The following is a 24686-nucleotide window of genomic DNA, read 5'->3' as shown; positions in this document are numbered from 1 at the left end:
CTTGGATTTTTGAACTTAGGAATTTTGATGACTGGATCGACGACAGCGGGAACCCGCCTCTGGACCCCGGATGGTTTTCGCGAGGATGAGTGGACGCATGCCGAAAGCGCCGAGGCGCTGGCCGGCAATGGCAGCTTCATCCTGCCGCTGCAGGTCTTCCTGGGGCTGGACGAAGAGGTCCGCAAGTCGGCGCGCGAACGCCTTGGCGTGCTGCTGCAGCCTGGCGACGAGCTCGACAAGATAACCGGCCTGCTGGACCAGCTGTCGCTGGTGGCGCTCGCCTTCCCCGCCTTCAATGACGGCCGCTCTTTTTCCAAGGGCGAATTGCTGCGCGCCCGGCATGACTTCAAGGGCGCGGTGCGCGCCACTGGGCAAGTTCTGGTCGACCAGTTGCCGCACATGCTGCGGCTCGGCTTCGACGAGTTCGAGGTCTCCAATCCGGTGCTCTTGAAGCGCCTGGAGGAAGGCCGCACCGGTGGCCTGCCGGTCTATTACCAGCCGGCCGTGGAAGTGGAGCCCAGGGGTCCGAAATATTCGTGGCGGCGCAAGCGTCCCAGCTGACGCTGCGGCATCTTTGCAAGCCACGCCGGCGGGCATTCTCTCAGGTGAACGGACGGAAACATCCGCCGGCAGGAGAGGATGCGCTACGACTATGTCATCGCCGGCGGCGGCTCCGCCGGCTCGACGCTTGCCGCCAGGTTTTCCGAAGACCCGTCGAAGACGGTCTGCCTGCTCGCCGCTCTTCTGCTCAAGGGCGTGCGGATGACGCGCGCCATATTGGAGGCGCCGGCGCTGGCGAAGTATCGCGCCAGGGAGATCTACACCACGGCGCTTCGAGCGATGCTGAATTGATGGCGCATATCAGGGCGCGCGCCGACACGATCTACCACCCCGCGGGCACCTGCAAGATGGGCGTCGACGACATGGCCGTGGTCGACCCGCAGCTCAAGGTGCGCGGCTGGAGGGGTTGCGCGTGGTCGACGCTTCGGTGGTGCCGACCCTGATCGGCGGCAACACCAATGCGCCGACGATCATGATCGCCGAGAAGGCCGGGGACATGATCCGGGCGACCGCCTGACCCTTGGTTTCTTGGTCGGACCAGCCTCTTCGATTTTCCCTGCACGGAGTCGTTCCTGTACGCCGGCCGGTGCAATCGAATTCATCTGGTCAGACCACTTGTGCGATTTTGACTTCCCCTCCCATCGTCTTGCCCTTAGGATAGGGTCATTATTTCGTGCTTCGAAATAAATAGCCAGCTAAGGGAGGAAGCAACATGGCAGGCAAGAAAATATTGATGCTCGTTGGCGAGTTCAGCGAGGAGTACGAGATTTTCGTCTTCGAACAGGCCATGCACGCGGTCGGCCACACCGTCCATGTCGTGTGCCCGGACAAGAAGGCCGGCGACGTGCTCAAGACTTCATTGCACGACTTCGAGGGCCACCAGACCTATACCGAAAAACTCGGCCACGACTATATCCTCAACAAGACCTTCGCCGAGGTGGACCCCGCCGACTACGACGCGGTCTACGCGGCGGGCGGGCGCGGGCCGGAATATATCCGCATCGACAAGCGCGTGCAGGCGCTGGTCAGGCATTTCCATGAGACCGGCAAGCCGATCTTCACCATCTGCCATGGCGCGCAGATCCTGATCGCGGTCGACGGCGTGGTGCGCGGCAAGGAAGTGGCGGCGCTGCATTATTGCGAGCCGGAAGTGACGCTTGCCGGCGGCATCTATATCGATGTCGCGCCGACCGGCGCGCATGTCGACGGCAATCTGGTCTCAGCCAAGGGCTGGCCGGGCCTTGCCGCCTTCATGCGGGAATGCCTGAAAGTGCTCGGCACCGAGATCCGCCATGGCGAAGCGCTGATGCGTGACGACCGGAAGGCGGCCTGAATCGTCAGTCGCGGCGCGCGGCTACCGCCGCCGCCCGCCGCCTGCATTCTCAGCCTCTGCGCCGCTGAGGCGGTCAAGCAGGTCGCTCAGTTGCCGGGGCACTTCCTTTTCCAGGCGAAATGCGGGCAAGGTGCGCAGAAAGCGCTTGGTCGCTTCGCTGCCCGCCTGCCGCCTGATATCGTTGGCCAATTCGGCGCGCCTGTTGCCTTTGTTGCCGTTCATAGCCCCAAAATCCTGTGTTGGCTTCGAAACTCCTCCAGCCCGCTTATGGTTCCCGCAACGGCATTTGAGGGCAAGCAAAGCCGCGTGGTACGGTAAAATTTGAATTAATTTGGAATGGCAGCCCGACATTGGACGCCAGCGCTTACCCCTTGATTTTTCGCTTCCAAACCTCGATATCGGGCGCAAATCCAGACCAATCCGAATGACGGGAAACGCGATGAGCGACCAGGCAAAAGACGAACGCACGCCCGAAGACATGGAAGCCACCCAGGCTTCCGGCGAGCGTGCGGAAGGTGGCGTCGACGGCGACTACGAAGCGCTGGTGCGGCTGCTGAAGGAAAACGAGGAACTGAAGGACCGCGCGCTGCGCACGGCGGCCGAAATGGAGAATTTGCGGCGGCGCACCGCGCGCGACGTGCAGGACGCCCGCGCCTACGCCGTCGCCAATTTCGCGCGCGACATGCTGTCCGTGTCCGACAATCTGCGCCGCGCGCTGGATGCGATCCCCGCCGAGGCGAAGGCTGGCGGCGACGCCGGTTTCAAGGCGCTGATCGAGGGCGTCGACCTCACTGAGCGCGCCATGCTTTCGGCGCTGGAACGCCATGGCGTGAAGAAACTCGCGCCCGAAGGCGAGAAGTTCGATCCGAACTTCCACCAGGCGATATTCGAGGTGCCCAATCCGGAGGTTCCGGCCGGTACCGTCGTCCAGGTGGTGCAGCCGGGCTATTCGATCGGCGAGCGCGTGCTGCGGCCGGCGATGGTCGGTGTCGCGAAGGGCGGCCCGAAGACGGCCGCCGAGGCCAAGGTCGAGCCGGGTCCGGTGAACGAGCAGGCCGAGAAGGATGCTTGATAGTAAGTAGTGAATAGGGAGTAGTGAGCAGGGGCTGATATTTATCCGCGGCTTCGTGCTATTTCGCTACTCACTATTCGCTGCTCACTACTCGCTCAGCCATGAACCCCATCGCGTTGCTCGACTATGCCGGCGTCGCCGTCTTCGCGGCGACGGGCGCGCTTGCCGCGTCGCGCAAAGAGCTCGACATCATCGGCTTCCTGTTCCTGGCCAGCGTCACCGGCATCGGCGGCGGGACGCTGCGCGACGTCATCCTCAACCTGCCGGTGTTCTGGGTCGCCAACAGCGGCTATGTGCTGATCTGCGCCGTGGTCGCGGTGCTGGTCTTCTTCAGCGCCCACCGGTTCGAATCCCGCTACAAATTGCTGCTGTGGCTCGATGCCATCGGACTTGCCGCTTTTTCGGTGATGGGCGCGGCCAAGGGGCTGGCGATCACCGGCTCGCCCGTCGTGTCGGTCATCACGGGCGTGCTGACGGCGACCTTCGGCGGCATCTTGCGCGACCTGCTAGCCGGCGAGCCCTCGGTTCTGCTCAGGCCCGAGATCTATGTCACGGCCGCCCTTGCCGGCGCCACCATCTTCACCCTTGGCGATCTTGCCGGCCTGCCTGCGCTGGTGTCCAGCCTGCTCGGCTTCGCGGGCGCATTCATGGTGCGCGGCGGGGCGCTTAAATTCGGCTGGTCGTTTCCGGCCTATAAGAGCCGGCCGGGGCGAAGGCCGGAGGATATTCCCTGAGGGAGTAGGGGTTAGTGAGTAGGGGTTAGTGAGTAGTCAGTAGTCAGTAGTCAGTAGTGACAAAGCTCAAGTGATGGTGTCCACCACTACTCACTACTCACTACTCACTACTCACTACTCACTACTCACTAGAATCACGCCGCGAAGCGCTGGCCTTCGCCGCCATAGTAGTTGACGTAGCGGGCGCCGATCTCCTTGACCGGCATGACGACGAAGACGTCGACGGTCGAGAATTCGTGGTCGATGACGCAGCCGTCGCCGATGCGGGCGCCGACGCGCAGATAGCCCTTGACCAGCGGCGGCATGGCGGCGATCGCCGCCTTGGTGTTCACCGCCTCGATCGGCATCAGGTCCATGGAGCAGTAGCGTCCCGGAACCGCGCGGACATCCCACGCGGAATCGGTGCGGCAATGATGGGCGAGATAGGTCAGCGCCTCGGCATGCGCCGCCGGCACGATGCCATGGAAGGAGGCGCAGCCCGTCATCACGCCGATGCCGTAATGGTTGATATAGGCCCAGATGCCTTGCCAGAGCGCCTCGATGGTGCGCTTTGAGCGGTAATCCGGCAGAACGCAGGAACGGCCGAGCTCGAGGAAGCGCTGGCCGGGATGCCGCGCGATCAGCTTGGTGAGCTCAAATTCGCCTTCGGAATAGAAGCCGCCGGCGGCCGTGGCGATCTCCTGCCGCAGCAAGCGGTAGGTGCCGACGATGCGGCGATGCTCAGGACCGGGAAGGGAGGTATCGGACACAAGAAGGTGATCGCAGAGCGGGTCGAAACGGTCGGCGTCGCGCCGGTCCTGCGCCTGGAACAGGTCTTTCCTGGCGCCAAGCTCGTCGTAGAATACCCGATAGCGCACTTCCTGGGCGGCGGCGATTTCGGCCTCGTTGCGGGCGAGCCGCACTTCGAGATTGCCGATGCGGCCCAGCGGAGCACCGCTTGCGACGGCGTCGGCGGTACGGGCGGCGAGCAGGGCGCCGCCGGCATTCGGCCGAGTGTCACATTCAGGCACGACTGTATGCACGAGTGATTCTCCTTCGAGCCATCCCTCTTGGCACGGGGATACGGTGTAGGTGCAACAGGATTGTGACAGTACCGTGATACGACGTGGCGGGCAATACTTTGTCGGCTGGGCAATACCCTCAACCGGCTATCTTGTGATCGCGAAAGCCAGGCAAGCCAAGGCGTTCAAGGGTTAAAAATTTCCTCAGGCGGCAACCTGGCCCTCGACTGCCTGGACAAGCGCGTCCGGGTCGAGCGGCTTGGTCACGAAACCGCTGGCGCCATGGGCGAGCACGGCATGCCGGGTCTTTTCCTGGCTGTCGGCCGAAAGCACCATGATCGGGATCGGCGGCATTGCCAGCGACTCTTCATGGCGGCGGATGGCGGCGATCGCGTCCAGCCCGTCCATGACAGGCATATGCAGGTCCATCAGCACCACATCGAAGCGGAACTTGAGGCCGGCATCGGTAATGGCATCGACCGCGGCCTTGCCGTTGCCGACGACCTTGACGCGATGCCCGGCCTTCAACAGCGTGGCACGGGCGAGCATGGCGTTGATGTCATTGTCTTCCGCGATCAGCACCGACAGGCCCTGGTCGCGCTTGCGCACCGAGGGCGCCCCGCGCGGCTCCGGCCGCGGCTGGGCGAGCGTGGAGCCATGGCTGGTCAACAGCACCCGCAGCAGGGTCTCGCCGCGCACCGGCCTGGCGAGGAAGGTGGCGTAGCCGCTGGCGCGGAATTCGCCGAGCATGCCGCGATCCGTCGGCGCGATCAGGGTGACGGCCTCGCAGTCGGCGAAGCCCGAGTCGCGCAACCGCTTGAGCAACCTGCCGTCGCTGTTTTCGAGCGCGGCGTCGATCAGGAGTACGTTGCAGCCGGCGGCGAAGGGGGCGGCCTGGCTTGGTGTCGCCGCGATCTCGACGATGCCGCCATGGGCCCTGATCGTGCGGGCGATGGCATCGGCCTCGATGGCGTTTTTCGACACGATCACCGCCCGCCGGTCGGCAAGGATGTTGTGGCGATGCGGCGGCGGCTCGGTCGCGGCGACTGCCGGAAGCTCGAGGACGAATTCGGACCCTTCGCCGAGCCGGCTCGAAACCGAGATCGCGCCGCCCATCGCCGTCGCCAGCCGCTTCGAGATGGCAAGACCGAGACCCGCGCCGCCATGCACCCTGGTCGAGGTGCCGTCGGACTGCTCGAATTCCTCGAAGATGCGCTCCATGTCCTCTTCGCGCAGGCCCGGGCCGCTGTCGGCGACGGTGAAGCAGATGCGGTCCGTGGTTTCGGTGCGGGCGCGCGCCACGGTGAGCAGCACGCCGCCCGCGTCGGTGAACTTCACCGCATTGCCGATGAGATTGAGCAGCACCTGGCGCACGCGGCCGGGATCGGCGGTGATCATCTGCGGCACGTCGGGCTCGACATGGCAGCCGAGGCCGATGTTCTTGGCGAAGGCCTTCGCGGCCAGAAGCTCGATGATGTTGTCGGCGATCTCGCGCAGGGAGGTCGGCTGCGGCTCGGGCTCGAAGCGGCCCGCCTCGATCTTGGAATAGTCGAGCAGGTCCTCGATGAGCGCGAGCAGCGCGCTGGCCGAAGTGGAAACGGCGCCGACATAGGTGCGCTGCTCGGGCGAGAGGTCGGTGTCGGCAAGCAGCTTCGCCATGCCCATGATGCCGTTCATCGGTGTGCGAATCTCATGGCTAACGGTGGCCAGGAAGCGCGATTTGGCCAGGCTGGCATATTCGGCCCGTTCGCGCGCGGTGATCAGTGAGGATTCGGCGCGCTTGCGGGCCGTGATGTCGCGGGCGATCGCGCGGTGCGAGACCGCGCCCGTGTCCTTGTCGCGCACCGACAATTCGATCCAGGAGAACCAGCGCGGCCCGTTCGGGGTGCGGATCGCGACATCGGTGGAACTCAGGCATTCATGATCGGAGAAGGCGGCGTCGGGAACGATGCCGACATCGATGCCAAGCTCGGACAAGGTCTTGCCCGCAAGATCGCGCGCGTCGACCTCGACAAGCGAGGCGAAGACGCTGTTGGCGTAAACGATATGGCCGTCGCGATCACGGTGGACGACGAGGTCGCCAAGCGCGTCGATCAGGCCGCGGAAGCGTTCCTCGCTCTCCTGCATCTCCCACATGCGATCGGCGAGAGTCTCGATCTCGGCACGGCTGCGGGCGGCGGTCTCGTCGAGAAGCGCTGCGGCGCGCCGCTCGTCGCGACGGCTGCGGAGATGCATGGCAAGGCCGGCAAGCGCGGCGGCGGCAAGGCCGATTGTGACGATGAGCGGCGCGCCGGTAAGATGCGCCAGCCCCGCCATGACGGCGATGGCGACGATCGTCAGGAACGGCAAGCCTTCGTGGCTCGCCGCGGGCAATTCAGGAGCCAGCGGCGGCGCGACGAGCACCCGCCGCTTCGGCGCATTGGGTATGAGCCTGTCAGCGCCCGCGGCTTTGCTGTCCTGTCTGATGTCGGAGTCCGCGACCATGGGCAGACCATGCCAGACAGAAATTATGGAAGACTGGGACGGATCGTTCGAATTTTAGCGATTGCGCGGATTCTAACCACCGCATGCGCGGGCGAAACCGCCATTCCCAGCTACATATCGACGACGACGCGGCCCCTGATCTTGCCTTCGACGATGTCGCGCGCGGCGGCGACAATGCCGTCGAAACCGATCGTGCGCGACAATGTCGACAGCTTCTTCAAGTCGAGATCGGTGCCGATGCGGCGCCATGCTTCCAGGCGTACCGGCTTCGGCGCCATTACCGAATCGATGCCGAGCAGCGAGACGCCGCGCAGAATGAAGGGCGCGACGCTTCCGGGCAGGTCCATGCCGCCGGCCAGGCCGCAAGCGGCGATCGCGCCGCCATAGGAGGTCATCGACAGCACATTGGCCAAGGTATGGCTGCCGACCGAGTCGACGCCGCCTGCCCAGCGCTCCTTGGCGAGCGGTTTCGCGGGCTGCCTGAGCTCTTCGCGCGAGATCACCTCGGCCGCGCCAAGGTCGATCAGATAGGGGCTCTCGGCGTTGCGGCCGGTCGAGGCGATGACATGGTAGCCGAGGCTCGACAGGATCGAGATGGCGACCGAGCCGACGCCGCCGGCAGCGCCCGTCACCACCACGGGACCGCGGTCCGGCACGATTCCGTGCCGCTCCAGCGCCATGACCGAGAGCATTGCCGTGTAGCCCGCCGTGCCGACAGCCATCGCATCATGCGCGCTCATGCCCTCGGGCAGCGGCACCAGCCAGTCGCCCTTGACGCGGGCGCGGCCGGCATAGGCGCCGTAATGCGTCTCGCCGACGCCCCAGCCGTTGAGGATCACCTTGTCTCCCTTGCGCCAGTCGGCATGCGAGGAGGAGATCACGGTGCCGGCGAAATCGATGCCTGGAACCAGCGGCCAGCGGCGCACGACCGGCGCCTTGCCGGTGATGGCGAGCCCGTCCTTGTAGTTCACCGTCGTCGCCTCGACGGCGACAGTGACATCGCCTTCCATCAGGTCGGCCTCGGTGAGGTCGACGACATCGACGGACTGCTTCTTCTCTGCATCGCGCGAAACGAGGATGGCTTTGAAGGTATCCGACATTTTTTTCTCCTCGGTTCTGGCTGTTGAGAAGTCTGCGGTTTCAACCGCGTGAGGTCAATTGCCCGGATCCTGCGGCTTGGCCTCGCGGCCCCAGCCGATCAGCTCGTCGAAGACGACAAGCGCGGCGCCGACCGAGATGAAGGCATCGGCGAGATTGAACACCGCGAAGGACCAGACGGGCGTGTGGAACAGGATGTAGTCGATGACGTGGCCGTAGACGGCGCGGTCGATGAGATTGCCGAGCGCGCCGCCGATGATGAGCGCAAAGCCGATGCGGGCGACGACATGGCCGGCCGGCGTGCGCGCGGCGAGGTAGAGCACGAAGGCGACGACCAGCACGGCGATGACCACCAGGCCGGTATCGCCGAAGGACTGGAACATCGAGAAGGCGATGCCGGTGTTGTAGGTGCGGAACAGCGCCAGGAACGGCAGGAGATCGACCTTCTCCTGAAAGGCGAGACCGTTCTCGACCAGTTGCTTGATCCACTGGTCGAGCGCAATGGCGATGACGACCAGCACGACGTAAGGGGACCAGGATTTCACTTAGCAGTCCTCATCGGCTGTCGTTGGCAGGCTCGAGCTTCAACGCGCCGCGCCGGATCTCGAACAACATCACGCCGGTGGCGACCGCCAGATTGAGCGAATCGGCCCGGCCTGCCTGGGGGATTCTGAGCAGCCGGTCGCAGCTTTCGGCGAGGCTGTCCGGCAGGCCCTGCTGCTCGTTGCCCATCAGCAGCAAGACCGGCCCCCTGGAGAAATCGACGGAGCGATAGTCGACCGCGCCCTTGAGGTGCGTTCCGGCGACCAGGCCGGAAAAATCGCGCCGCCAGGCAAGGAAGGCCTGCTCGGTCGCCCTGGCGACCGGCACGGCGAAGATCGAGCCCATGGTGGCGCGCACCGTCTCCAGCGAGAACGGGTCGGTGGTGTCGCCGACCAGGATGACGCCCTTGGCGCCGACGGCGTCGACGGTGCGGATCACGGTGCCGAGATTGCCCGGGTCGCGCACCCGGTCGAGCGCCACCCAGACGTCGCCGTCCCTGGCGCGGATGTCCTTCAGCGGCACGGTCTGCTGCGCAAGGACACCGACCACCATTTGCGGGTTTTCACGGCGGGTGATGGCCGCGAGCACCTTTTCCGAGACTTCGAGCACCGTGCCGCCGGCGGCAACGGTCCGCGCGGCGGTCTTTTCGACGGCCGCGTTGCCGCGTCCGGCCTTGGCGAAGACCAAGGTCCTGATCGACCAGCCGAGGTCCAGCGCGTCGATGACCAGCTTCAGGCCCTCGGCCATGAAGGCGTTCTGCTGGTCGCGGAATTTCTTGAGCGCCAGCGCCTTGATGTCCTTGACCAGGGGATTGGCAAGGCTGGTGACTTCCTTGACCTGCCCGACAGGGCGCGCGCCGTCATGTGCCGTCATTCAAGCCACCCAGCGCGAGAACAGCGAGGTCGACAGCACGCGGCCGGCCGATTTCTCGCGAATGATCAGTTCGCCGGATTCGATCGTGCCGCCCATGCCGGCGAAGGTATCGCGCATCAGCGCATGGATGGCGAAGAAGGAGGCGCGGATCGAATAGGCGGTGAGAACGACGGCGAGCGGCTTCGGCGTCAGGATCGAGCGGCAGAGGTCGGTGAGGCCCGGCAGGTCCTCGAACAATTGCCAGACCTCGCCCTTGGGGCCGCGGCCATAGGCCGGCGGGTCGAACAGCACGATGTCGTAGCGGCTGCCGCGGCGCTCCTCGCGCTCCGCGAACTTCACCGCGTCCTCGACGATCCAGCGGATCGGCTTGTCGGCAAGGCCGGCCATTTCCTGGTTCTCGCGCGCCCAGCCGATCGCCTTCTTCGAGGCATCGACATGGGTGACCTCGGCGCCGGCGCGGGCCGCCACCAGCGAGGCAAGGCCGGTATAGCCGAACAGGTTCAGCACCTTGACCGGACGCTTCGCCGCCGCGATCAGCCCCGCCATATGGTCCCAATGCGAAGCCTGTTCCGGAAAGACGCCGACGTGACGAAACGAGGTGAAACGGCCGAGATAGTCGATGCCGTCATGCTTCATCGGCCAGGTTTCGCCAAGCGGCGCCTTCGGAAAGCGCCAGCGGCCGATGCCTTCCTCATCGGTGTCGCCGGTGAAGATGGCGTCGGCGCGCTGCCATTCCTTCGCCGGAAGGGCCCGCTGCCAGATCGCCTGGCCTTCGGGACGCACGATGCGGTAGGGGCCGTATTGCTCGAGCTTCTCGCCGGCGCCGCTGTCCAGCAGCGCGTAATCGGCGTTGGGCGCGACTTCGAGGATCAATGGCAGGCGCTCGGCGGGCAGCACGCCCTCGCGGCGCGCGAGCACGCGCGGCGCCGGTTTGGCGTCCTGCCGGTCCGCCGGTCTCGTTTCACGTCGCTCGGCGGGTGCGGCCTGCTGCCGTCCGGCCGGGGACGCATCACGCGGGCGGGGCTGTTCCGCCCTTGCGGGATGCGGGCGGCCATCGCGGCGTTTGTCGCGAAAAGATTTCAAGAAAGATCATCTCCGGCGGTTCGGCCCGCTTCTGCCACAGCTCAGCCCACCGGCGCAATAAAGCGCGGCTCATTCAATGGTGTTCAATGGTGGGGTCATCAGCCTTGCCGGACACCGAGCAGGCCGAAACAAAGCGAAATGAAGCCAAGCGCCTTCGCCACGGTCACCGCCATGTGGCCGGTCTCCCAACGGAGCCGGACGGCCTCGAAATTGTCCGGGATCGGTCCGGGCGTCCAGGTCGCAAGACTGTCGTTGGCGGGTTTGACGAGGCCGAACCAAAGCGCTAGCGAGACCGCATAAAGCAATGCGGCGACGAGCACGAACCGGAAGGCAAGCGGGTCTCGACGCAGCATCCAGGCAAGCAGCGCCGGACAAAGGATCGCCACGACGTCCAGCGGCGCTCCGATCACGGCAAAGAGCTGGAACTGCGCGTTGAAAACCGTCGCCTCACGCCAGAGCGCCGGTGACCATCTGGTCAACCTTGGCAGCGATTCCAGCACATGGGCAAAAGAGGGCCCAAGGCTGAGCGCCGCGACGAAAGTGGTCAGCACCGACCAGAACAGCAGGAATCCGCGCATCTCCATTGCGGAGACAACGGGAACAGGACGCAGGCGTTCCGTGGCATCGGTCTGCTTGCCGTGATGTGCGGGCCAGCCCTATTGTCCAGCACACCGGTTAGGCAATCATGTCCCGTTCAGCCCGCCTGCTCGACCTTGTCCAGATCCTGCGCCGCCACCGCCGGCCGGTGAGTGGCCGCATGCTTGCGGACGAGATGGGCGTCTCGATCCGCACGCTCTATCGCGATATCGCGACGCTGCAGGGGCAGGGCGCGCCGATCGAAGGCGAGGCCGGGCTTGGCTATGTGCTGAAGCCCGGCTTCATGCTGCCGCCTTTGATGTTCAGCGACGAGGAGATCGAGGCGATCGTGCTCGGGTCGCGCTGGGTGGCAAAGCAGCCGGATAAAAGGTTGGCCGCCGCCGCGGCCGATGCGCTGGCAAAGATCGCGGCGGTGCTGCCGGATGATTTGCGCGAGGACCTCGACGCAACAACGCTGCTTGTCGGACCGCGATCGGAAAGCGTCGAAACGATCGACCTCGGTGTCGTGCGGCAGGCGATCCGCGAGGAGCGCAAGCTCGGTTTCCTCTATCGCGATGCCGGCGGTTCGACGTCGAAGCGCGTGGTCTGGCCATTCGCGCTCGCCTTCTTCGACAAGGTGCGGGTGATGGCGGCGTGGTGCGAGACGCGCCAGGATTTCCGGCATTTCCGCGCCGACCGGATATCCGACCTGACAGCGACCGACATCCGCTATCCGCGCCGCCGCCAGGCGATGCTCAAAGAATGGCGGGCGACGCTCGATGCGCCGGGCCAGAATGGAGCGAAAGACGCTTCCGGCTGATCGCTGCTGCCAGAATCTGACAGCAGGCCCACGTATGGTTCCCAAGGTTCAGACACTTTGGAGATCAGACATGACCACGCCGAATTTCGTCATCCTCTATGTCGACAGCCCGGAAAGGAGCGGTGCGTTCTACGCCTCGTTGCTTGGACGCGAGCCGGTCGAATCCTCGCCGACCTTCGCGATGTTCGTGCTCGACAAGGGTTTCAAGCTCGGCCTCTGGTCACGTCGCACGGTGGAGCCGGCTGCGACGGCCACAGGCGGTGGTGGCGAGCTTGTGCTTGCCGTCGAGAACGCGGCGGCGGTCGATGCCACCCACGCGGATTGGACTGGCAGAGGCCTCAACGTGCTGCAGGCCCCAACCGATCTCGATTTCGGCCGTACCTTCGTCGCGCTCGATCCGGACAATCACCGCCTGCGCGTCTACTGGCCGTTCGAGGGAGCGCAAGGATGAGCGCCTTCTGGGTTGCCGTCGCATCGGCCGAGCACGTGCGGATCGGCCGCAAAGATGGCTTCATGCAGGTCAATCACGGCAAGGCGGCCCCGTTGCGCCGTATCAAGCCGGGCGACGGCATCGTCTACTACTCGCCGAGCACCGTGCTCGGCGAGAAAGACCGGCTGCAATCCTTCACCGCTGTCGGCACGGTGCGGCAAGGGGAAGTCTATGAGGGCGTCATGGGCGGCGGGCTCACGCCTGCGCGGCGCGACGTCGACTGGGTCGACGCCAAGGAAACGCCGATCAAGCCGCTGCTCGACAGGCTGGATTTTACCGCCGGCAAGCCGAACTGGGGCTACCAGTTGCGCTTTGGCCTGTTCGAGATCAGCGAGCGCGATTTCCGGCTGATTGGCGAAGCGATGGGGGCCACCCTGACCTAAAGCGCGTCGCGTCGAAACGGATTCACGCGACGCGCTTTAGGTCGTTGCCTGATGCATGCCGTTGTCGCAAAACCGAGGGTCACTTTTGCGCGACATGCATTAGCGGCTACTTGAGCGCCTTGTAGACGGCGATGCCGGCAGCGAGATCTTCAAGCGCCGCGCCAACCGACTTGAACAGCGTGATCTCGCTGTCGTCTTGCCGGCCCTGTTTCTCGCCGCGCGCGAGTTCGTGCAGATCGGCGACGATCGCTTCCGGCTTCAGCACGCCCGAGGCCAGCGGCTGGACGATGTCGCCCGCCTCCCTGGTGGCGCCGGCGCGGGTGTCGACATAGACGCGGGCACGGGAAATGGCGTCGTCATCGGCCTCGCGCATATCGGGCGTGAAGCCGCCGACGAGATCGACATGGGCGCCCGGTTTCAGCAGCGCGCCCTTGACCAGCGGCGTGTTCGAGATCGTCGCCGAGGCGACGATGTCGGCCTCGGCAAGCTCGGCGTCGAGATCGCCGGCGGCACTCGCCGGAAGGCCTTCGGCGCGCAAGGCGGCCGCCACCTTTTCGGCGTTGGCCGGCGTGCGGTTCCAGATGCGGATGGATGTGATCGGCCGGACCGCTGAATGCGCCTTGGCAAGGAAGGGCGACAGCGCGCCGGCGCCGATCACCAGAAGCCGCGAGGCGTCCTTGCGGGCGAGATAGGAGGCGGCGAGCGCCGAGGCGCAGGTCGTGCGCCACTGGGTCAGTCGCTGGCCGTCGATCAACGCCTGCGGCTCGCCGGTGACGCCGTCCAGCAAAAGGTAGAGGCCCATCACCGCCGGCTTGCCTTTTGTGTTGTTGTCCGGCGACACGGTGACGATCTTGACGCCGATATGGCCTCCCGCAGAGGTGCCCGCGGCGTTGAAGTCGGTCCAGGCCGGCATCAAAAGCAGGGTCGAGGCGGCGCCATCTGGGCGCTCCACGCCATGATGATGGCGAACCGGCTGCACGGCGCCTTCGCGGAAGGCGCTGCGCAATGTCTCGACAAGGCCCGGAAAGGTCAGCGCGCGGTCGACCTCGGCGGCCGAAATGGTCAGCATCGGAAGCTCCGTGAGGCGTTACTTAGAGACTGAGCATGATGTCGCCCGAAAGCCGCTTCGCAGTTTTCGGCATCATGCTCTAATTCGTCGGCCTGGGCAGCGCCGGTCCATTGGGCGCCACGGGCGGGCGGCTCACCGCCTGGCGCAGATTTTCCGCCTCGAGGCCGCGCTGGCGCGCGAGCTTGCGATAACGTCCCTGCTTCACCCAGGTGGCCAGGCTGCCGACGACCATGCCGATGGCCAAAGCCAGGAACAGGAAAATGAAAAGCGGCAGGCTCAGCGTCAGTGCGGGATTGCCGGGATGAAATGGATCGACCGTGAAGGCGACGGCGCCGCGGTTGGCGACGGCGAGCGCGATCAGGATGATTGCCAGCGGCACGAAGACCACGACGAGGATGAAGCGATTGAACATCAGATCTCCATGGTGAAGCGGCTTTGCGCCAAGATCCCGTTTCAACCCGCCGGCGCGGCGCCTATTTGCCGCCGTTCAGCCTTTCGCGCAACTCCTTGCCGGTCTTGAAGAACGGCACCCACTTTTCCTCGACTTCGACGGATTCGCCGGTGCGCGGGTTGCGGCCGGTGCGGGCGGGACGGTTTTTCACCGAAAAGGCGCCGAAACCGCGCAATTCGACCCGGTTGCCCTCGGCAAGCGCATCGGTGATCTCGTCAAAGATCGCGCCGACGATGTTTTCGACATCGCGCAGAAAAAGGTGCGGGTTGCGTGCAGCAATGATCTGCACAAGCTCGGATTTGATCATACAACGTTCCCCGTAAAACCACAGCGATCGATTATCAGGATGATTTTATTGCTTTTTTGGCTGGTACCAACGGCCCTCAAGGGTGCCAGACCGAAACGAGACCGTCAAGAAACAAGCGGTCGGCACCGAGCTCGTGAATGACATCGCCGCCGGCATCGGGCAGGCCGAGCGCCTTGGCCGCCATTTTTGCCATCGACTGGGAAAACAGGAAACCGCCGCGCCTGTCCTTGTCCTTCCACTCGACGACCTTGAGCTTGCCGTCCACGCCCTTTGTCGCCAGCCAGTCGATCGCCTCCTGCTCGCCGCCGACGGCGTCGACCAGATGGTTGGCCAAAGCCTGGCGGCCGGTGAAGATCGAACCGTCGGCCAGCGCCAGCGCCTGATCATGCGTCATCTTGCGGCGGTCGGCGACGATGCCGACGAACCAGTCGTAACTGTCGAGGATCAGCTTGCGCACCATGGCGCGCTCGTCGTCATTGGTCGGCTTGAAGGGCGAGGGGGAAGCCTTGAGCGGCGACGATTTCACTTCCTCAAGCTTGATGCCGAGCTTATCCATGAGGCCGCTGACGTCCGGATACTGGATCAGCACCCCGATAGAGCCGACGATGGAGGTCTTGCGGGCGACGATGTGGTCGGCGGCGCTGGCGATCATATAGCCGGCGGATGCCGCCAGCGTGCCGACTTCGGCCACCACCGGCTTGTCGCCGGCAAGCTTGCGCACCTGATCGAAGATCGACTCTCCGCCGACCGTGGTGCCTCCGGGCGAATCGATCGAGAGGATGACGCCCTTCACCTCCGGCGACGTGCGGATAGCTTCCAGCCTTTTGAGTAGTTCCTCGTCTTCGGTGATGGTGCCTTCAATCTTGACCTTGGCGATATGAGGCACTGCCCGGCCGGTAAAATTGTCGTCATAGACCCAGGCCGAGAAGGCGATAATTGCAGACGCCAGAACCAGAAACGCGGCGACGCGCCAGAACGTCAGCTTGCGGCGCAAGCGGCGGCGGTCGATCAGGTCGTCGGCTCTCATTGCCATCGTCAGCCTCGTGGATGGGTGGAAGCACGCTTTTAAAGCAAGCCTCGGCGCACGGCTACCGTTTCCTGGAGCGGTCACCGCTTCACGGAATGGTGACACGCACTATTCCTTGTCCTGATGCAATTCCCGTCGGAAAACCGCTCGGACTTGTCCTGGAATTGCCTTGAAAGACCTGGTTTCGGGCTTCGGCGTTGACGCCGGCCTCACGAAAAATTAACGCAAGCAGTCCGTATCTGCTATGAAGTACAAGCCGTCTCGCCGGATTCCTCTCGATTTTGCGGGCGGCAGTTGTCACATTTTTGCAGTTTTCCTCCGCTTGTGCTTGCTTGTAGGTGCCGGCATACCACCTATAGGCGGTGTTTGGGCGGGCAAAGGTCCATTAGAAAAGTCATGTTGGCGCGATCTGACGAAACGAGCGATGCCGGTGAGGCATCGGCTCCCGCGAGCCAAGACGGCACGCGTGGCGATGCCTTCAACCGCGCGCAGCGGCACTCCCGCCGCGTCCGCGTGCTGAAATTCGCCGTGCCGCTGCTCGCTGTCGCGATCGCCGTCGCCTTTCCGGTCTACTCCTACCTCAAGGCGCCCCTGTCCGTCTCGGTGCAGGCCGATGGCACGGCGTTCTCCGACGGCAAGCTGGTGATGGCCAATCCGAAGCTCAACGGCTTTACCAAGCAGAAGCTGCCCTATTCGCTGACGGCGACCCGGGCGACGCAGGATGTAGGGCAGCAAGCCGTCATCGACCTCGACGGCATCAATGCCAAACTGCCCGTCGCCACCGACAACATCGTGTCGGTCGACGCCGCGCACGGTATCTACAATCGCGACGCCAATACGATGGACCTGACCAGCGAGGTCAGCGTGACGACGACGGACGGCCTGGTGGCGAAGTTCAAATCGATCTTCCTAGACATGGGCAAAGGCTCTATGAAGACGAGCAATCCGGTCGACGTCAGCCGTGGCGGGTCGCGCATCACCGCGGACTCGATGTCGGTCGAGGACAATGGCAGGCTCGTGGTCTTCGAGAACCGGGTTCGCGTCAACATAGATCCAACTGCGCTGAAGGCAGCGGGGGTAAACGGTGGAGAACAGAATGCGTCGCAGTAAATCCGCATGGCTTCCGGGCGCTGCTTCCGCATTGCTGCTTTTGGCAACCGTGCATTCGTTCGCGCAATCGAGCGCGACCAGCCAGATCCCGGGGTTGAAACTGTCAGGCGACCAGCCGATCCAGATCGAAAGCGATAAGCTTGAGGTCCGCCAGGCCGACAGCATGGCCATATTCAGCGGCAACGTCACCGTCAATCAGGGGCCGACCCTGCTCAAAGCCGGCAAGATGACGGTCTACTACGTCAAGGACCCAAAAGCTGGCAAAAGCGCGGCGGCCGGCGCATCGGCGATGACGGGCGCGGCCAATATCGACCACCTCGAGGTCGAGAACAAAGTCTACATCAAGTCGAACGACCAGATCGCCACCGGCGACACCGGCAAATTCGACATGAAGACGCAGGTGCTGGTGCTTTCGGGCAAGGAAGTGGTGCTGTCGCAGGGCGACAATGTGCTCAAGGGCTGCAAGCTCACCGTGCAGATGAAGAGCGGCCTCGGCAACGTCGAGGGCTGTCCGCGCGTCATCATGATGTTCAAGCCGCAGAAACAGGACGGGCAGCAGCAGGGAGCGTCGAGCAACTAATGGCCGGCGTGACTTCGCTGCTGGCCCGTCTTCCGGGACGGGCGGCCGCACAACCCGCTGCGCCGGCGACGGTCGGCACCGACAAGGCGAAGTTCAAGGGCACCCTGATCGCCAAGGGGCTGACCAAGAGCTACAAGGGCCGCAAGGTGGTGAGCGGGGTGACGCTCGGCGTGCGCGCCGGCGAGGCGGTCGGCCTGCTCGGCCCCAACGGCGCAGGCAAGACCACCTGTTTCTACATGGTCACCGGCCTTGTTCCCGTCGACGAAGGTTCGATCGAAATCGACGGCTTCGATGTCACCTCGATGCCGATGTACCGGCGGGCCCGCCTCGGCATCGGCTACCTGCCGCAGGAAGCGTCGATCTTTCGCGGCCTGAATGTCGAGCAGAACATTCGCGCCGTGCTGGAGGTGGTGGAAAAGAGCCGCAAGGAACGCGAGCGCACGCTCGACGAACTCCTCGAGGAGTTTCACATCAGCCATCTGCGCAAGGCGCCGTCCATGTCGCTGTCGGGCGGCGAACGGCGTCGCCTTGAAATCGCGCGGGCGCTGGCGACGCGGCCGGCCTATATGCTGCTCGACGAGCCCTTCGCCGGCATCGACCCGATCGCCGTCGCCGACATCCAGCAGCTCGTTCGCCATCTCACGGCGCGCGGCATCGGCGTCTTGATCACCGACCACAATGTGCGCGAGACGCTCGGCCTGATCGACCGCGCCTACATCATCCATGCCGGCCAGGTGCTGACGCATGGCCGCGCCGACGAGATCGTCGCCAACGCCGATGTGCGGCGTCTCTATCTCGGCGAGGGTTTCACGCTCTGACCCGCGGGTTCCGACGCGGTTTCGATGGCCGCGTCGCGGCTTTCGGTCATTTTAGCGCTCGATAACGCTCCGGTAAGCCGCAACTGCTAGCGTTTTCCTTGACAAGCAAAAGCCGGGCCAGTTTCTATGCCTGGCCGGGAAAATCTGCTTCGGCACAGTCCGATGCGTAGACGAGGCGTTTGAATCACACCATGGCGCTGGCAGCCAAACTGCAGCTCAGACAGTCCCAGTCGCTGGTGATGACGCCGCAGCTGATGCAGTCGATCCGGCTGCTGCAGCTCACCCATGTCGAGCTCGAGCGCTTCATCGACGAGGAGATCGAGCGCAACCCGCTGCTGGAACGGGCCGAACCGCAGGACGATGCCGCCGGCGATCTATCCCAGAAAAGCGAGGCGTCGCCGGAAAAGGATACCGAAGGCGATTGGTTCGAGGGCGAGACGGAGTGGAGCGCGGAAGCGATCTCGCAAAAGCTCGATTCTTCCCTGGAGAACCTGTTTCCCGACGATCCAGGCACCAGCGAGAGACTGGGGCCGGATCTCACGGCGCAATGGAAGTCGGCCGCTGGGGGCGGCGCGGGCGCAGCATCGTCCGAGGGGTTCGACGTCGGCGACATGGCCGCGGCCGCCATTACGCTGCGCGAGCATGTCGGCGAGCAGATCGCGCTTGCTTCGCTCAGCCCCGGCGAGCGGCTGATCGCGGGTGAGCTGGCCGACGGGCTCGACGAAGCCGGTTATTTGCGCACCGAACTCGATGAGATCGCGGTCCGGCTCGGCGCGGATAAGGCGGCGATGGCGCATGTGCTTGGCGTCTGCCAGACCTTCGAGCCGGTGGGACTTTTCGCGCGCGACCTTGCCGAGTGCCTGTCGCTGCAGCTTGCTGCGCGCGACCGGCTCGATCCGGCGATGAAGGCGCTGGTCGCCAACCTCGAGCTTCTGGCGCGGCGGGATTTCCAGACGCTGAAACGCATCTGCGGCGTCGACGAGGAGGATCTGCTCGACATGCTGGCCGAGATCCGCGCGCTCGATCCGCGCCCCGGCCTGGCGTTTTCGGGCGGCGCGAGCGATGCGATCGTCGCCGATGTCGAGGTCCGCGCCGCCAATGACGGCAGCTGGGCGGTGGAACTCAACGCCGACACGCTGCCGCGCGTGCTGGTGGACAATGTCTACTTCGCCCGCATTTCGAGCCACGCCAAGGACCAGGTGGAAAAGGACTTTCTCGCCGAATGCCTGCAGAACGCCAACTGGCTGACGCGCAGTCTCGACCAACGGGCCAAGACCATCCTCAAGGTGGCGTCCGAGATCGTGCGGCAGCAGGATGCCTTCCTCGTCCGCGGCGTGCGCCACCTCAAGCCGCTCAACCTGCGCACGGTGGCCGACGCCATCGGCATGCATGAATCGACCGTCAGCCGCGTCACCGCCAACAAATACATGCTGACGCCGCGCGGCGTCTTCGAGCTGCGCTATTTCTTCACCGCGTCGATCGCCTCGGCCGAAGGCGGCGAAGCGCATTCGTCCGAGGCCGTGCGCGACCGCATCAAGCAGATGATCGACGAGGAAAAGCCCGCCGACGTGCTTTCCGACGACGCCATCGTCGACATGCTCAAGGAAAGCGGCGTCGATATCGCGCGCCGTACCGTCGCGAAATACCGCGAAGGCATGAACATCCCATCGTCGGTGCAGCGGCGGCGGGAGAAGCGAGCGCTGGCGAACGCCGGCCGCTAGGCCGCCCCCGGAATCTCGACAGTTCTCCACAATTCCCAAGCTTGATTGACAAGCCGCAATGAAGTGGCTAGAAGCCCGCCCGCATGAGCAGGGCGGTAATGCCAGCTTGCGAATGGGTCCGTCAGACAAGGCCGCGGACGGCCAAGAAGGCGACTTGTGATCAACCGGAAAGTTCGGGTCTAAAATCGGCGCGCATGCCGCTGCAAAGCTTGTGCGCGCGCACCACGGGTATAAACTCGGGAACAGTTTGAAGCCTGAGCAAGGAAGGTCAGTTTTCAGATGAATCTACGCATTTCGGGAAAACACATGGACATCGGCGATGCGTTGCGTACGCGCATCAACGACCGGGTCGGCGAGGCGATCGAGAAATATTTCGATCGGGGTTTTTCAGGACATGTCACGGTCATCAAATCGGGGTCGCGTTTCTCCGCCGACTGCATGGTCCGGCTCGATTCCGGCGCTTCGCTGCAGGCGACCGGCGACGCCCAGGATCCGACGCTGGCCTTCGAGGCGGCCGCCGACCGCCTGGAAACACGGCTGCGGCGCTACAAGCGCCGGCTGAAGTCGCGCAATACGGGCAACGGCAATGGCGAAGAGCCGACCGACATCGCCTACACCGTGATGGCTCCTCTCACCGACGATGAGGAAGATATTCCGGAGGACTTCGCTCCGGTCATCGTCGCCGAATCAAGCATGACGCTGCGGACCATGTCGGTGGCTTCGGCGGTCATCGAACTCGACAACAGCGACAGCCCGGTCTTCTTGTTCCGCAACGCCGGAACCGACCATCTCAACATCGTCTACCGCCGGCCGGACGGCAATATCGGCTGGATCGATCCGTCGACGACCAAAGTCGCGCAGGGATAAAAAGCCAGCCGCGCGAGGGGGCGACGACTGGCGCGGCAGGCGAGCAAGGGATTTTTCAAGCATGGATCTCAGTGATCTCATCAGCGTCCCGGCGATCATGCCGGCGTTGAAAGCGAATTCCAAAAAGCAGCTTCTGCAATTGCTGTCGGAGAGGGCCTCGGCGATTTCGGGGATTCCGGAACGGGAGGTGTTCGACACCATCCTGCAGCGCGAGCGGCTGGGCTCGACCGGCGTCGGCAACGGCATCGCCATTCCGCACGGCAAGCTCGCCGGCGTGAAGCGGATCGCCGGCGTCTTCGCCCGACTGGAAACGCCGGTCGATTTCGAGGCGCTCGACGACCAGCCGGTCGACCTGGTGTTCCTGCTGCTTGCTCCGGAAGGCGCCGGCGCCGACCATCTCAAGGCGCTGTCGCGCATCGCGCGCGTGCTGCGCGACGCCGACACCGTGGCCAAGATCAGGGGGACGCGCGACGCGGTGGCGATCCACGCCTTGCTGTCGGACACACAGGCCTCGCACGCGGCCTGAAATCTTAGGATTGAAACCTTCGGAGGGTCGCCGTGGGCGGCCCTTTTCATTTCGAAGGTCAGGAGTCTCGAAGGGCCTGGAGTTGCGTTAGTGGATCGCGACTGTGGTCAGGTCGTTCTCCCGCGCACCCGCCAGCGCCCGGTCACGGGCATCGGAAAGCAGGATCGGCTGGCCGTTGGCGGCAAACAGCGCCCACAGTTCCATACCGGGCGCGATTTCGTCGAGGCCGGGGAAGCGGCCGCGCAGGTCGTCGCTCGACACTTTCCTGAGATAGGCGACCGAACCTTCGCCGAGATGGGCGAGTTCGCCGCTGGTCATGGTGGTCGTTTCGTCAGTTCTGGTCATTTCAAGCCTCCTTGGCGCGAGGACGCCAGGATTGGCCGCCTCGCATAGAGCCATCGGCAAAGATCAGTCTTTCACCGATATGTTTATTTTCCGTACCAGCCGCTCGGCCTCCGGCCGGTCGAGATCGACCGACAACAGGCCGTTCTTCAGTTCCGCCGCGATCACCCGCATGCCGTCGGCCAGCACGAAACAGCGCTGGAACTGGCGCGCGGCGATGCCGCGGTGGAGGAATTCGCGCTCGGTGTCGTCAGTCTGACGTCCGCGCACGATTAGCTGGTTTTCCTCCGTGGTGACATCGAGGTCGCTCTCGGCGAAACCGGCAACGGCCAGCGTGATGCGCAGCCTTTCGGCCTTGCCGTCGGCGGCGTTGAGGCGCTCGATATTGTACGGGGGATAGCTGTCGCCGGACTTCGCCAGACGCTCAAGCGTCTTTTCCATGGCATCGAAGCCCAGAAGAAGCGGGCTGGAGAAGGGCGTCATTCGACTCATTGTTACACTGTCCTCTGAAGAGCGACACAAACTGGAAAAACCCGGATGGCATTTTTCCCGATGGTCTTGATATGGTCCGCCGCGCGATCAAGTTCAAGCCACTGAAATCAGGATGACGTTTCGTTGAACCCGCCATCCTGGTTCAGCACTTCGTTGGAGCATGATCTTGTCCGAAAACCGGTCCCACTTTTCGGGATCATGCTCTAAATCCCGCCCAAAAAGACTCCCCAAAGGAATTGAAATGCCCCAGTCCAGAAAGATCATCATCGACACCGATCCCGGCCAGGACGATGCCGTCGCCATATTGCTGGCGCTCGGCAGTTCGGAGCTGGAGATCGTCGGTATCACTGCAGTTGCCGGCAACGTGCCGCTGAAACTGACCCAGAACAACGCCCGCAAGATCTGCGAACTGGCCGGCCGGCCCGACATCAAGGTCCATGCCGGCGCCATCCGGCCGCTGGCGCGCGAACTCGTCACCGCCGAGGAAGTGCACGGCAAGACCGGCCTGAACGGCCCGCAACTGCCAGAGCCGACCATGCCGTTGCAGGAACAATACGCCGTCGATTTCATCGTCGAGACGCTGATGCGCGAGGAAAGCGGCACGATCACGCTCTGCCCGCTCGGACCGCTCACCAACATCGCGCTGGCGCTGATCCGCGAGCCGAGAATCGCGCCCCGCATCAAGGAAATCGTCTTGATGGGCGGCGGCTTCTTCGAGGGCGGCAATGTCACGCCGGCCGCCGAATTCAACATCTATGTCGACCCGCAGGCCGCCGATCTGGTGTTCAAGTCGGGCATTCCGATCGTGATGATGCCGCTCGACGTCACCCACAAGGCGCTGACCACGTCCAAGCGCACGCAGGCTTTCCGCCAGCTTGGCACCAAGGTCGGCACCGCGACCGCCGAGATGCTGGAGTTTTTCGAGCGCTACGACGAGGAAAAATACGGCACCGATGGCGGGCCGCTGCACGATCCGTGCGTGATCGCCTATCTGATCAAGCCCGAGTTGTTCAAGGGCCGCCACTGCAACGTCAGCGTCGAGACGACCTCCGAGCTCACCATGGGCATGACGGTGATCGACTGGTGGGGTGTCACCAAGCGCAAAAAGAACGCCATGGTGATGCGTGACATCGACCATGACGGCTTCTTCGCGCTGCTGGTCGAGAGGCTGGGGCGACTCAACTGACCGTCGAGGATTACAAGGCGTGCGCCGTCACCCGTTGAACAATCGGTAGGTGTCGACGCCCCGCTTGTGGTGCTGCCGCTCGATGGGGATGATCGAGCCGATAGAGTGAGGAGTCCCCACATCGCCATCGACCAAGACCAGCGCATTGTCGTCTTGAAGACGGACGTCGTAGATATAGTAGATCCCGCGACCAACTGCGGCTTTGGGATTAATAGGTGCCAAGCTGACATGCTCAACTACGCCCGTCACACGTTGCGTTGCAACGACAGGATCGTTCTGCAGCCTTAAGACGGAAGCCCCAACCGCCAGTGCCAAGGCGCAGAAGAAAGCGACGCCGAGGACGGCGTCGCTGTACTCGTATCGCCAAATAAGCAAGTGATTCCGGAAGGAAACGTTTGACTTGTTCATGACTAAGAGTTGTGGGGGCGCTCACAGCTCTTCAATATGCTTGCAAAAATAATTGGGGGGACGGTAGGTCCGTCGCTCACTTCGCCTTCGAGAACGCCAGCCATAGCCCGCCGCCGACCAGGAAGCTTCCGCTGATGCGCGACATCAGCTTGACGCGGCTGGCCGACAGAACGCGCCCGGCGCGGCCCGCGGCAAGCGCGTAGGTCGAATCCGACATGGCGGCGAAGATCATCGCGGTCAGGCCCATCACGACGATCTGTAGCGTGTAATTGCCCTGCGGCGCGATGAACTGCGGGAAGAAGGCGCCGAAGAAGACCAAGGTCTTCGGATTGCTGATCGCCACCAGAAAACCCTGCAGGAAGAAGCCGCCGCGCGGTTTTCTCGCCGTTCCGTCGGGATTGAGCGGGCCCTTGGAGCGGAACATCTGCACGCCCATCCAGATCAGATAGGCGGCGCCGATCAGCCGCACCCACTCGAACCAGTGGCCCATGCCGGCGATCAGCGTGTTGAGGCCGATGCCGACGATGGCGATCATGATCGCGAGCCCGGCCTGGGTGCCGGCGACGTTGGCCAGGCCCGCGCGCGAGCCGTGGCGGATGCTGTTGGCGATGATCAGCGTCACCGTCGGACCGGGCACCAGGATGATGACGATGCAGGCAACGACATAGGTTGCGTAAAGTTCCAGCGACATGGTCTTTCCTTGGACCGACAGAGGTGATGCGGCGGTGGCT

Annotated in this window: 30 protein-coding genes and 1 pseudogene; 15 read left to right on the top strand and 16 right to left on the bottom strand. The window is 64.1% G+C overall.

The features are described from left to right. Positions 1-27: 27 nt before the first annotated feature. The 3 genes and pseudogenes from FJW07_RS19050 (at position 28) to FJW07_RS19035 (ending at position 1894) form a co-directional block, all read left to right on the top strand. The gene (locus FJW07_RS19050; RefSeq protein WP_140858195.1) at positions 28-561 is read left to right on the top strand and encodes a DUF934 domain-containing protein; all 534 of its coding nucleotides are present in this window, start codon (positions 28-30) and stop codon (positions 559-561) included. 183 nt (positions 562-744) lie between these two features. Next, a pseudogene (locus tag FJW07_RS32090) lies at positions 745-1078 on the top strand (GMC oxidoreductase); the annotation flags it as partial. A 195-nt stretch (positions 1079-1273) separates the two neighbouring features. Then, positions 1274-1894: a DJ-1/PfpI family protein gene (locus FJW07_RS19035; RefSeq protein WP_140858191.1), complete on the top strand. Its 621-nt coding sequence runs from the start codon at positions 1274-1276 to the stop codon at positions 1892-1894. A gap of 21 nt (positions 1895-1915) precedes the next feature. On the opposite strand, the gene FJW07_RS19030 is transcribed toward FJW07_RS19035, so the two are convergent. Continuing rightward, the gene (locus FJW07_RS19030) at positions 1916-2083 is read right to left on the bottom strand and encodes a hypothetical protein (protein ID WP_319023000.1); all 168 of its coding nucleotides are present in this window, start codon (positions 2081-2083) and stop codon (positions 1916-1918) included. Positions 2084-2333: 250 nt separating this feature from the next. Between FJW07_RS19030 and grpE the strand changes: the two genes are divergently transcribed. Together grpE and FJW07_RS19020 are read left to right on the top strand one after the other, a co-directional pair. Further along, complete coding sequence (grpE, locus tag FJW07_RS19025) at positions 2334-2966, top strand: nucleotide exchange factor GrpE (protein WP_140644579.1); 633 nt, start codon at positions 2334-2336, stop codon at positions 2964-2966. Between the two features lie 101 nt (positions 2967-3067). After that, a complete protein-coding gene (locus tag FJW07_RS19020) occupies positions 3068-3700 on the top strand; it encodes a trimeric intracellular cation channel family protein (RefSeq protein ID WP_140858189.1) in 633 nt (210 codons plus the stop codon). A 134-nt stretch (positions 3701-3834) separates the two neighbouring features. On the opposite strand, the gene FJW07_RS19015 is transcribed toward FJW07_RS19020, so the two are convergent. The 7 genes from FJW07_RS19015 to FJW07_RS18985 form a co-directional block, all read right to left on the bottom strand. Beyond that, positions 3835-4722, bottom strand: a complete 888-nt coding sequence (locus FJW07_RS19015; protein ID WP_140858187.1) for a GNAT family N-acetyltransferase — start codon at positions 4720-4722, stop codon at positions 3835-3837. Between the two features lie 183 nt (positions 4723-4905). Further along, the gene (locus FJW07_RS19010) at positions 4906-7185 is read right to left on the bottom strand and encodes a PAS domain-containing hybrid sensor histidine kinase/response regulator (RefSeq protein ID WP_140858185.1); all 2280 of its coding nucleotides are present in this window, start codon (positions 7183-7185) and stop codon (positions 4906-4908) included. Between the two features lie 110 nt (positions 7186-7295). Next, positions 7296-8285, bottom strand: coding sequence for an MDR family oxidoreductase (locus FJW07_RS19005; protein WP_140858183.1), 990 nt, complete (start codon positions 8283-8285; stop codon positions 7296-7298). A gap of 54 nt (positions 8286-8339) precedes the next feature. Beyond that, entirely contained in the window at positions 8340-8828 is a 489-nt protein-coding gene (lspA, locus tag FJW07_RS19000; protein WP_140644574.1) for a signal peptidase II, read from the bottom strand. A gap of 10 nt (positions 8829-8838) precedes the next feature. Next, on the bottom strand, positions 8839-9699 hold the full coding sequence (locus tag FJW07_RS18995) for an RNA methyltransferase (protein ID WP_140858182.1): 861 nt from the start codon (positions 9697-9699) through the stop codon (positions 8839-8841). Next, positions 9700-10782: a class I SAM-dependent rRNA methyltransferase gene (locus FJW07_RS18990; RefSeq protein ID WP_140784524.1), complete on the bottom strand. Its 1083-nt coding sequence runs from the start codon at positions 10780-10782 to the stop codon at positions 9700-9702. It abuts the gene before it with no gap. 98 nt (positions 10783-10880) lie between these two features. After that, positions 10881-11366, bottom strand: a complete 486-nt coding sequence (locus tag FJW07_RS18985; protein ID WP_140858180.1) for a DUF1772 domain-containing protein — start codon at positions 11364-11366, stop codon at positions 10881-10883. A gap of 101 nt (positions 11367-11467) precedes the next feature. On the opposite strand from FJW07_RS18985, the gene FJW07_RS18980 reads away from it, so the two are divergent. The 3 genes from FJW07_RS18980 (at position 11468) to FJW07_RS18970 (ending at position 13051) form a co-directional block, all read left to right on the top strand. Further along, positions 11468-12178: a YafY family protein gene (locus FJW07_RS18980; RefSeq protein ID WP_140658047.1), complete on the top strand. Its 711-nt coding sequence runs from the start codon at positions 11468-11470 to the stop codon at positions 12176-12178. A gap of 70 nt (positions 12179-12248) precedes the next feature. After that, entirely contained in the window at positions 12249-12629 is a 381-nt protein-coding gene (locus FJW07_RS18975) for a VOC family protein (protein ID WP_140858178.1), read from the top strand. Then, positions 12626-13051 (top strand): EVE domain-containing protein, encoded by a 426-nt coding sequence (locus FJW07_RS18970; RefSeq protein WP_140858176.1) that lies wholly within the window; start codon positions 12626-12628, stop codon positions 13049-13051. Before FJW07_RS18975 ends, FJW07_RS18970 begins: the two co-directional genes overlap by 4 nt. A gap of 106 nt (positions 13052-13157) precedes the next feature. On the opposite strand, the gene FJW07_RS18965 is transcribed toward FJW07_RS18970, so the two are convergent. The 4 genes from FJW07_RS18965 to sppA form a co-directional block, all read right to left on the bottom strand. After that, positions 13158-14120 carry an ornithine cyclodeaminase family protein gene (locus FJW07_RS18965; RefSeq protein ID WP_140858174.1) on the bottom strand — a complete coding sequence of 321 codons (963 nt, stop codon included), beginning with the start codon at positions 14118-14120 and terminating at the stop codon, positions 13158-13160. 79 nt (positions 14121-14199) lie between these two features. After that, on the bottom strand, positions 14200-14532 hold the full coding sequence (locus tag FJW07_RS18960) for a LapA family protein (protein ID WP_140858172.1): 333 nt from the start codon (positions 14530-14532) through the stop codon (positions 14200-14202). A gap of 61 nt (positions 14533-14593) precedes the next feature. Then, the gene (locus FJW07_RS18955) at positions 14594-14878 is read right to left on the bottom strand and encodes an integration host factor subunit beta (RefSeq protein WP_027165368.1); all 285 of its coding nucleotides are present in this window, start codon (positions 14876-14878) and stop codon (positions 14594-14596) included. A 76-nt stretch (positions 14879-14954) separates the two neighbouring features. Next, positions 14955-15911, bottom strand: a complete 957-nt coding sequence (sppA, locus tag FJW07_RS18950; RefSeq protein ID WP_140858170.1) for a signal peptide peptidase SppA — start codon at positions 15909-15911, stop codon at positions 14955-14957. Between the two features lie 390 nt (positions 15912-16301). On the opposite strand from sppA, the gene lptC reads away from it, so the two are divergent. From lptC to ptsN, 6 genes are all read left to right on the top strand, one after another. Further along, entirely contained in the window at positions 16302-17015 is a 714-nt protein-coding gene (lptC, locus tag FJW07_RS18945; protein WP_140644564.1) for an LPS export ABC transporter periplasmic protein LptC, read from the top strand. Further along, entirely contained in the window at positions 17002-17595 is a 594-nt protein-coding gene (locus FJW07_RS18940; protein ID WP_140858168.1) for an LptA/OstA family protein, read from the top strand. The genes lptC and FJW07_RS18940 overlap by 14 nt, the downstream gene beginning before the upstream one ends. Then, positions 17595-18413, top strand: a complete 819-nt coding sequence (gene lptB / locus FJW07_RS18935) for an LPS export ABC transporter ATP-binding protein (RefSeq protein ID WP_140644562.1) — start codon at positions 17595-17597, stop codon at positions 18411-18413. Before FJW07_RS18940 ends, lptB begins: the two co-directional genes overlap by 1 nt. Before the next feature lie 191 nt (positions 18414-18604). Beyond that, positions 18605-20134: an RNA polymerase factor sigma-54 gene (gene rpoN, locus FJW07_RS18930; protein ID WP_140858166.1), complete on the top strand. Its 1530-nt coding sequence runs from the start codon at positions 18605-18607 to the stop codon at positions 20132-20134. Between the two features lie 279 nt (positions 20135-20413). Beyond that, positions 20414-21001 carry a ribosome-associated translation inhibitor RaiA gene (raiA, locus tag FJW07_RS18925; RefSeq protein WP_140858164.1) on the top strand — a complete coding sequence of 196 codons (588 nt, stop codon included), beginning with the start codon at positions 20414-20416 and terminating at the stop codon, positions 20999-21001. A gap of 61 nt (positions 21002-21062) precedes the next feature. Next, the gene (gene ptsN, locus FJW07_RS18920; RefSeq protein ID WP_140644559.1) at positions 21063-21527 is read left to right on the top strand and encodes a PTS IIA-like nitrogen regulatory protein PtsN; all 465 of its coding nucleotides are present in this window, start codon (positions 21063-21065) and stop codon (positions 21525-21527) included. Positions 21528-21614: 87 nt separating this feature from the next. On the opposite strand, the gene FJW07_RS18915 is transcribed toward ptsN, so the two are convergent. Further along, a complete protein-coding gene (locus FJW07_RS18915) occupies positions 21615-21872 on the bottom strand; it encodes a DUF1150 family protein (RefSeq protein WP_140644558.1) in 258 nt (85 codons plus the stop codon). A gap of 63 nt (positions 21873-21935) precedes the next feature. Next, positions 21936-22361: an Hsp20 family protein gene (locus FJW07_RS18910; RefSeq protein WP_140710216.1), complete on the bottom strand. Its 426-nt coding sequence runs from the start codon at positions 22359-22361 to the stop codon at positions 21936-21938. Between the two features lie 241 nt (positions 22362-22602). On the opposite strand from FJW07_RS18910, the gene FJW07_RS18905 reads away from it, so the two are divergent. After that, complete coding sequence (locus FJW07_RS18905) at positions 22603-23547, top strand: nucleoside hydrolase (RefSeq protein ID WP_140858162.1); 945 nt, start codon at positions 22603-22605, stop codon at positions 23545-23547. A gap of 27 nt (positions 23548-23574) precedes the next feature. Here the strand turns inward: FJW07_RS18905 and FJW07_RS18900 are convergent, their stop codons facing one another. Further along, the gene (locus FJW07_RS18900; protein WP_140858160.1) at positions 23575-23955 is read right to left on the bottom strand and encodes a hypothetical protein; all 381 of its coding nucleotides are present in this window, start codon (positions 23953-23955) and stop codon (positions 23575-23577) included. A 76-nt stretch (positions 23956-24031) separates the two neighbouring features. Then, positions 24032-24646: a LysE family translocator gene (locus FJW07_RS18895; RefSeq protein WP_140858158.1), complete on the bottom strand. Its 615-nt coding sequence runs from the start codon at positions 24644-24646 to the stop codon at positions 24032-24034. Positions 24647-24686 lie beyond the last annotated feature (40 nt).

This window comes from Mesorhizobium sp. B3-1-9, from assembly GCF_006439595.1.
Lineage (GTDB): Bacteria > Pseudomonadota > Alphaproteobacteria > Rhizobiales > Rhizobiaceae > Mesorhizobium.
Note: the sequence above shows the minus strand (reverse complement) of the source record. Positions and strands in the feature narration are given on the sequence as shown.

Excerpts from the sequence above, each read along its gene's own strand:
- FJW07_RS19010 (WP_140858185.1), bottom strand. The coding sequence starts at position 7,185 with ATGGTCGCGGACTCCGACATCAGACAGGACAGCAAAGCCGCGGGCGCT.
- lptB (WP_140644562.1), top strand. The coding sequence starts at position 17,595 with ATGGCCGGCGTGACTTCGCTGCTGGCCCGTCTTCCGGGACGGGCGGCC.
- FJW07_RS18910 (WP_140710216.1), bottom strand. The coding sequence starts at position 22,361 with ATGAGTCGAATGACGCCCTTCTCCAGCCCGCTTCTTCTGGGCTTCGAT.
- FJW07_RS18975 (WP_140858178.1), top strand. The coding sequence starts at position 12,249 with ATGACCACGCCGAATTTCGTCATCCTCTATGTCGACAGCCCGGAAAGG.
- FJW07_RS18905 (WP_140858162.1), top strand. The coding sequence starts at position 22,603 with ATGCCCCAGTCCAGAAAGATCATCATCGACACCGATCCCGGCCAGGAC.
- FJW07_RS18940 (WP_140858168.1), top strand. The coding sequence starts at position 17,002 with ATGCGTCGCAGTAAATCCGCATGGCTTCCGGGCGCTGCTTCCGCATTG.
- FJW07_RS19005 (WP_140858183.1), bottom strand. The coding sequence starts at position 8,285 with ATGTCGGATACCTTCAAAGCCATCCTCGTTTCGCGCGATGCAGAGAAG.
- ptsN (WP_140644559.1), top strand. The coding sequence starts at position 21,063 with ATGGATCTCAGTGATCTCATCAGCGTCCCGGCGATCATGCCGGCGTTG.
- FJW07_RS18965 (WP_140858174.1), bottom strand. The coding sequence starts at position 14,120 with ATGCTGACCATTTCGGCCGCCGAGGTCGACCGCGCGCTGACCTTTCCG.
- FJW07_RS18915 (WP_140644558.1), bottom strand. The coding sequence starts at position 21,872 with ATGACCAGAACTGACGAAACGACCACCATGACCAGCGGCGAACTCGCC.
- rpoN (WP_140858166.1), top strand. The coding sequence starts at position 18,605 with ATGGCGCTGGCAGCCAAACTGCAGCTCAGACAGTCCCAGTCGCTGGTG.
- sppA (WP_140858170.1), bottom strand. The coding sequence starts at position 15,911 with ATGGCAATGAGAGCCGACGACCTGATCGACCGCCGCCGCTTGCGCCGC.
- FJW07_RS19035 (WP_140858191.1), top strand. The coding sequence starts at position 1,274 with ATGGCAGGCAAGAAAATATTGATGCTCGTTGGCGAGTTCAGCGAGGAG.
- grpE (WP_140644579.1), top strand. The coding sequence starts at position 2,334 with ATGAGCGACCAGGCAAAAGACGAACGCACGCCCGAAGACATGGAAGCC.
- raiA (WP_140858164.1), top strand. The coding sequence starts at position 20,414 with ATGAATCTACGCATTTCGGGAAAACACATGGACATCGGCGATGCGTTG.
- FJW07_RS18960 (WP_140858172.1), bottom strand. The coding sequence starts at position 14,532 with ATGTTCAATCGCTTCATCCTCGTCGTGGTCTTCGTGCCGCTGGCAATC.
- FJW07_RS19050 (WP_140858195.1), top strand. The coding sequence starts at position 28 with ATGACTGGATCGACGACAGCGGGAACCCGCCTCTGGACCCCGGATGGT.
- FJW07_RS18970 (WP_140858176.1), top strand. The coding sequence starts at position 12,626 with ATGAGCGCCTTCTGGGTTGCCGTCGCATCGGCCGAGCACGTGCGGATC.
- FJW07_RS18895 (WP_140858158.1), bottom strand. The coding sequence starts at position 24,646 with ATGTCGCTGGAACTTTACGCAACCTATGTCGTTGCCTGCATCGTCATC.
- FJW07_RS19020 (WP_140858189.1), top strand. The coding sequence starts at position 3,068 with ATGAACCCCATCGCGTTGCTCGACTATGCCGGCGTCGCCGTCTTCGCG.
- lptC (WP_140644564.1), top strand. The coding sequence starts at position 16,302 with ATGTTGGCGCGATCTGACGAAACGAGCGATGCCGGTGAGGCATCGGCT.
- FJW07_RS18980 (WP_140658047.1), top strand. The coding sequence starts at position 11,468 with ATGTCCCGTTCAGCCCGCCTGCTCGACCTTGTCCAGATCCTGCGCCGC.
- FJW07_RS18955 (WP_027165368.1), bottom strand. The coding sequence starts at position 14,878 with ATGATCAAATCCGAGCTTGTGCAGATCATTGCTGCACGCAACCCGCAC.
- FJW07_RS18900 (WP_140858160.1), bottom strand. The coding sequence starts at position 23,955 with ATGAACAAGTCAAACGTTTCCTTCCGGAATCACTTGCTTATTTGGCGA.
- FJW07_RS18995 (WP_140858182.1), bottom strand. The coding sequence starts at position 9,699 with ATGACGGCACATGACGGCGCGCGCCCTGTCGGGCAGGTCAAGGAAGTC.
- FJW07_RS18985 (WP_140858180.1), bottom strand. The coding sequence starts at position 11,366 with ATGGAGATGCGCGGATTCCTGCTGTTCTGGTCGGTGCTGACCACTTTC.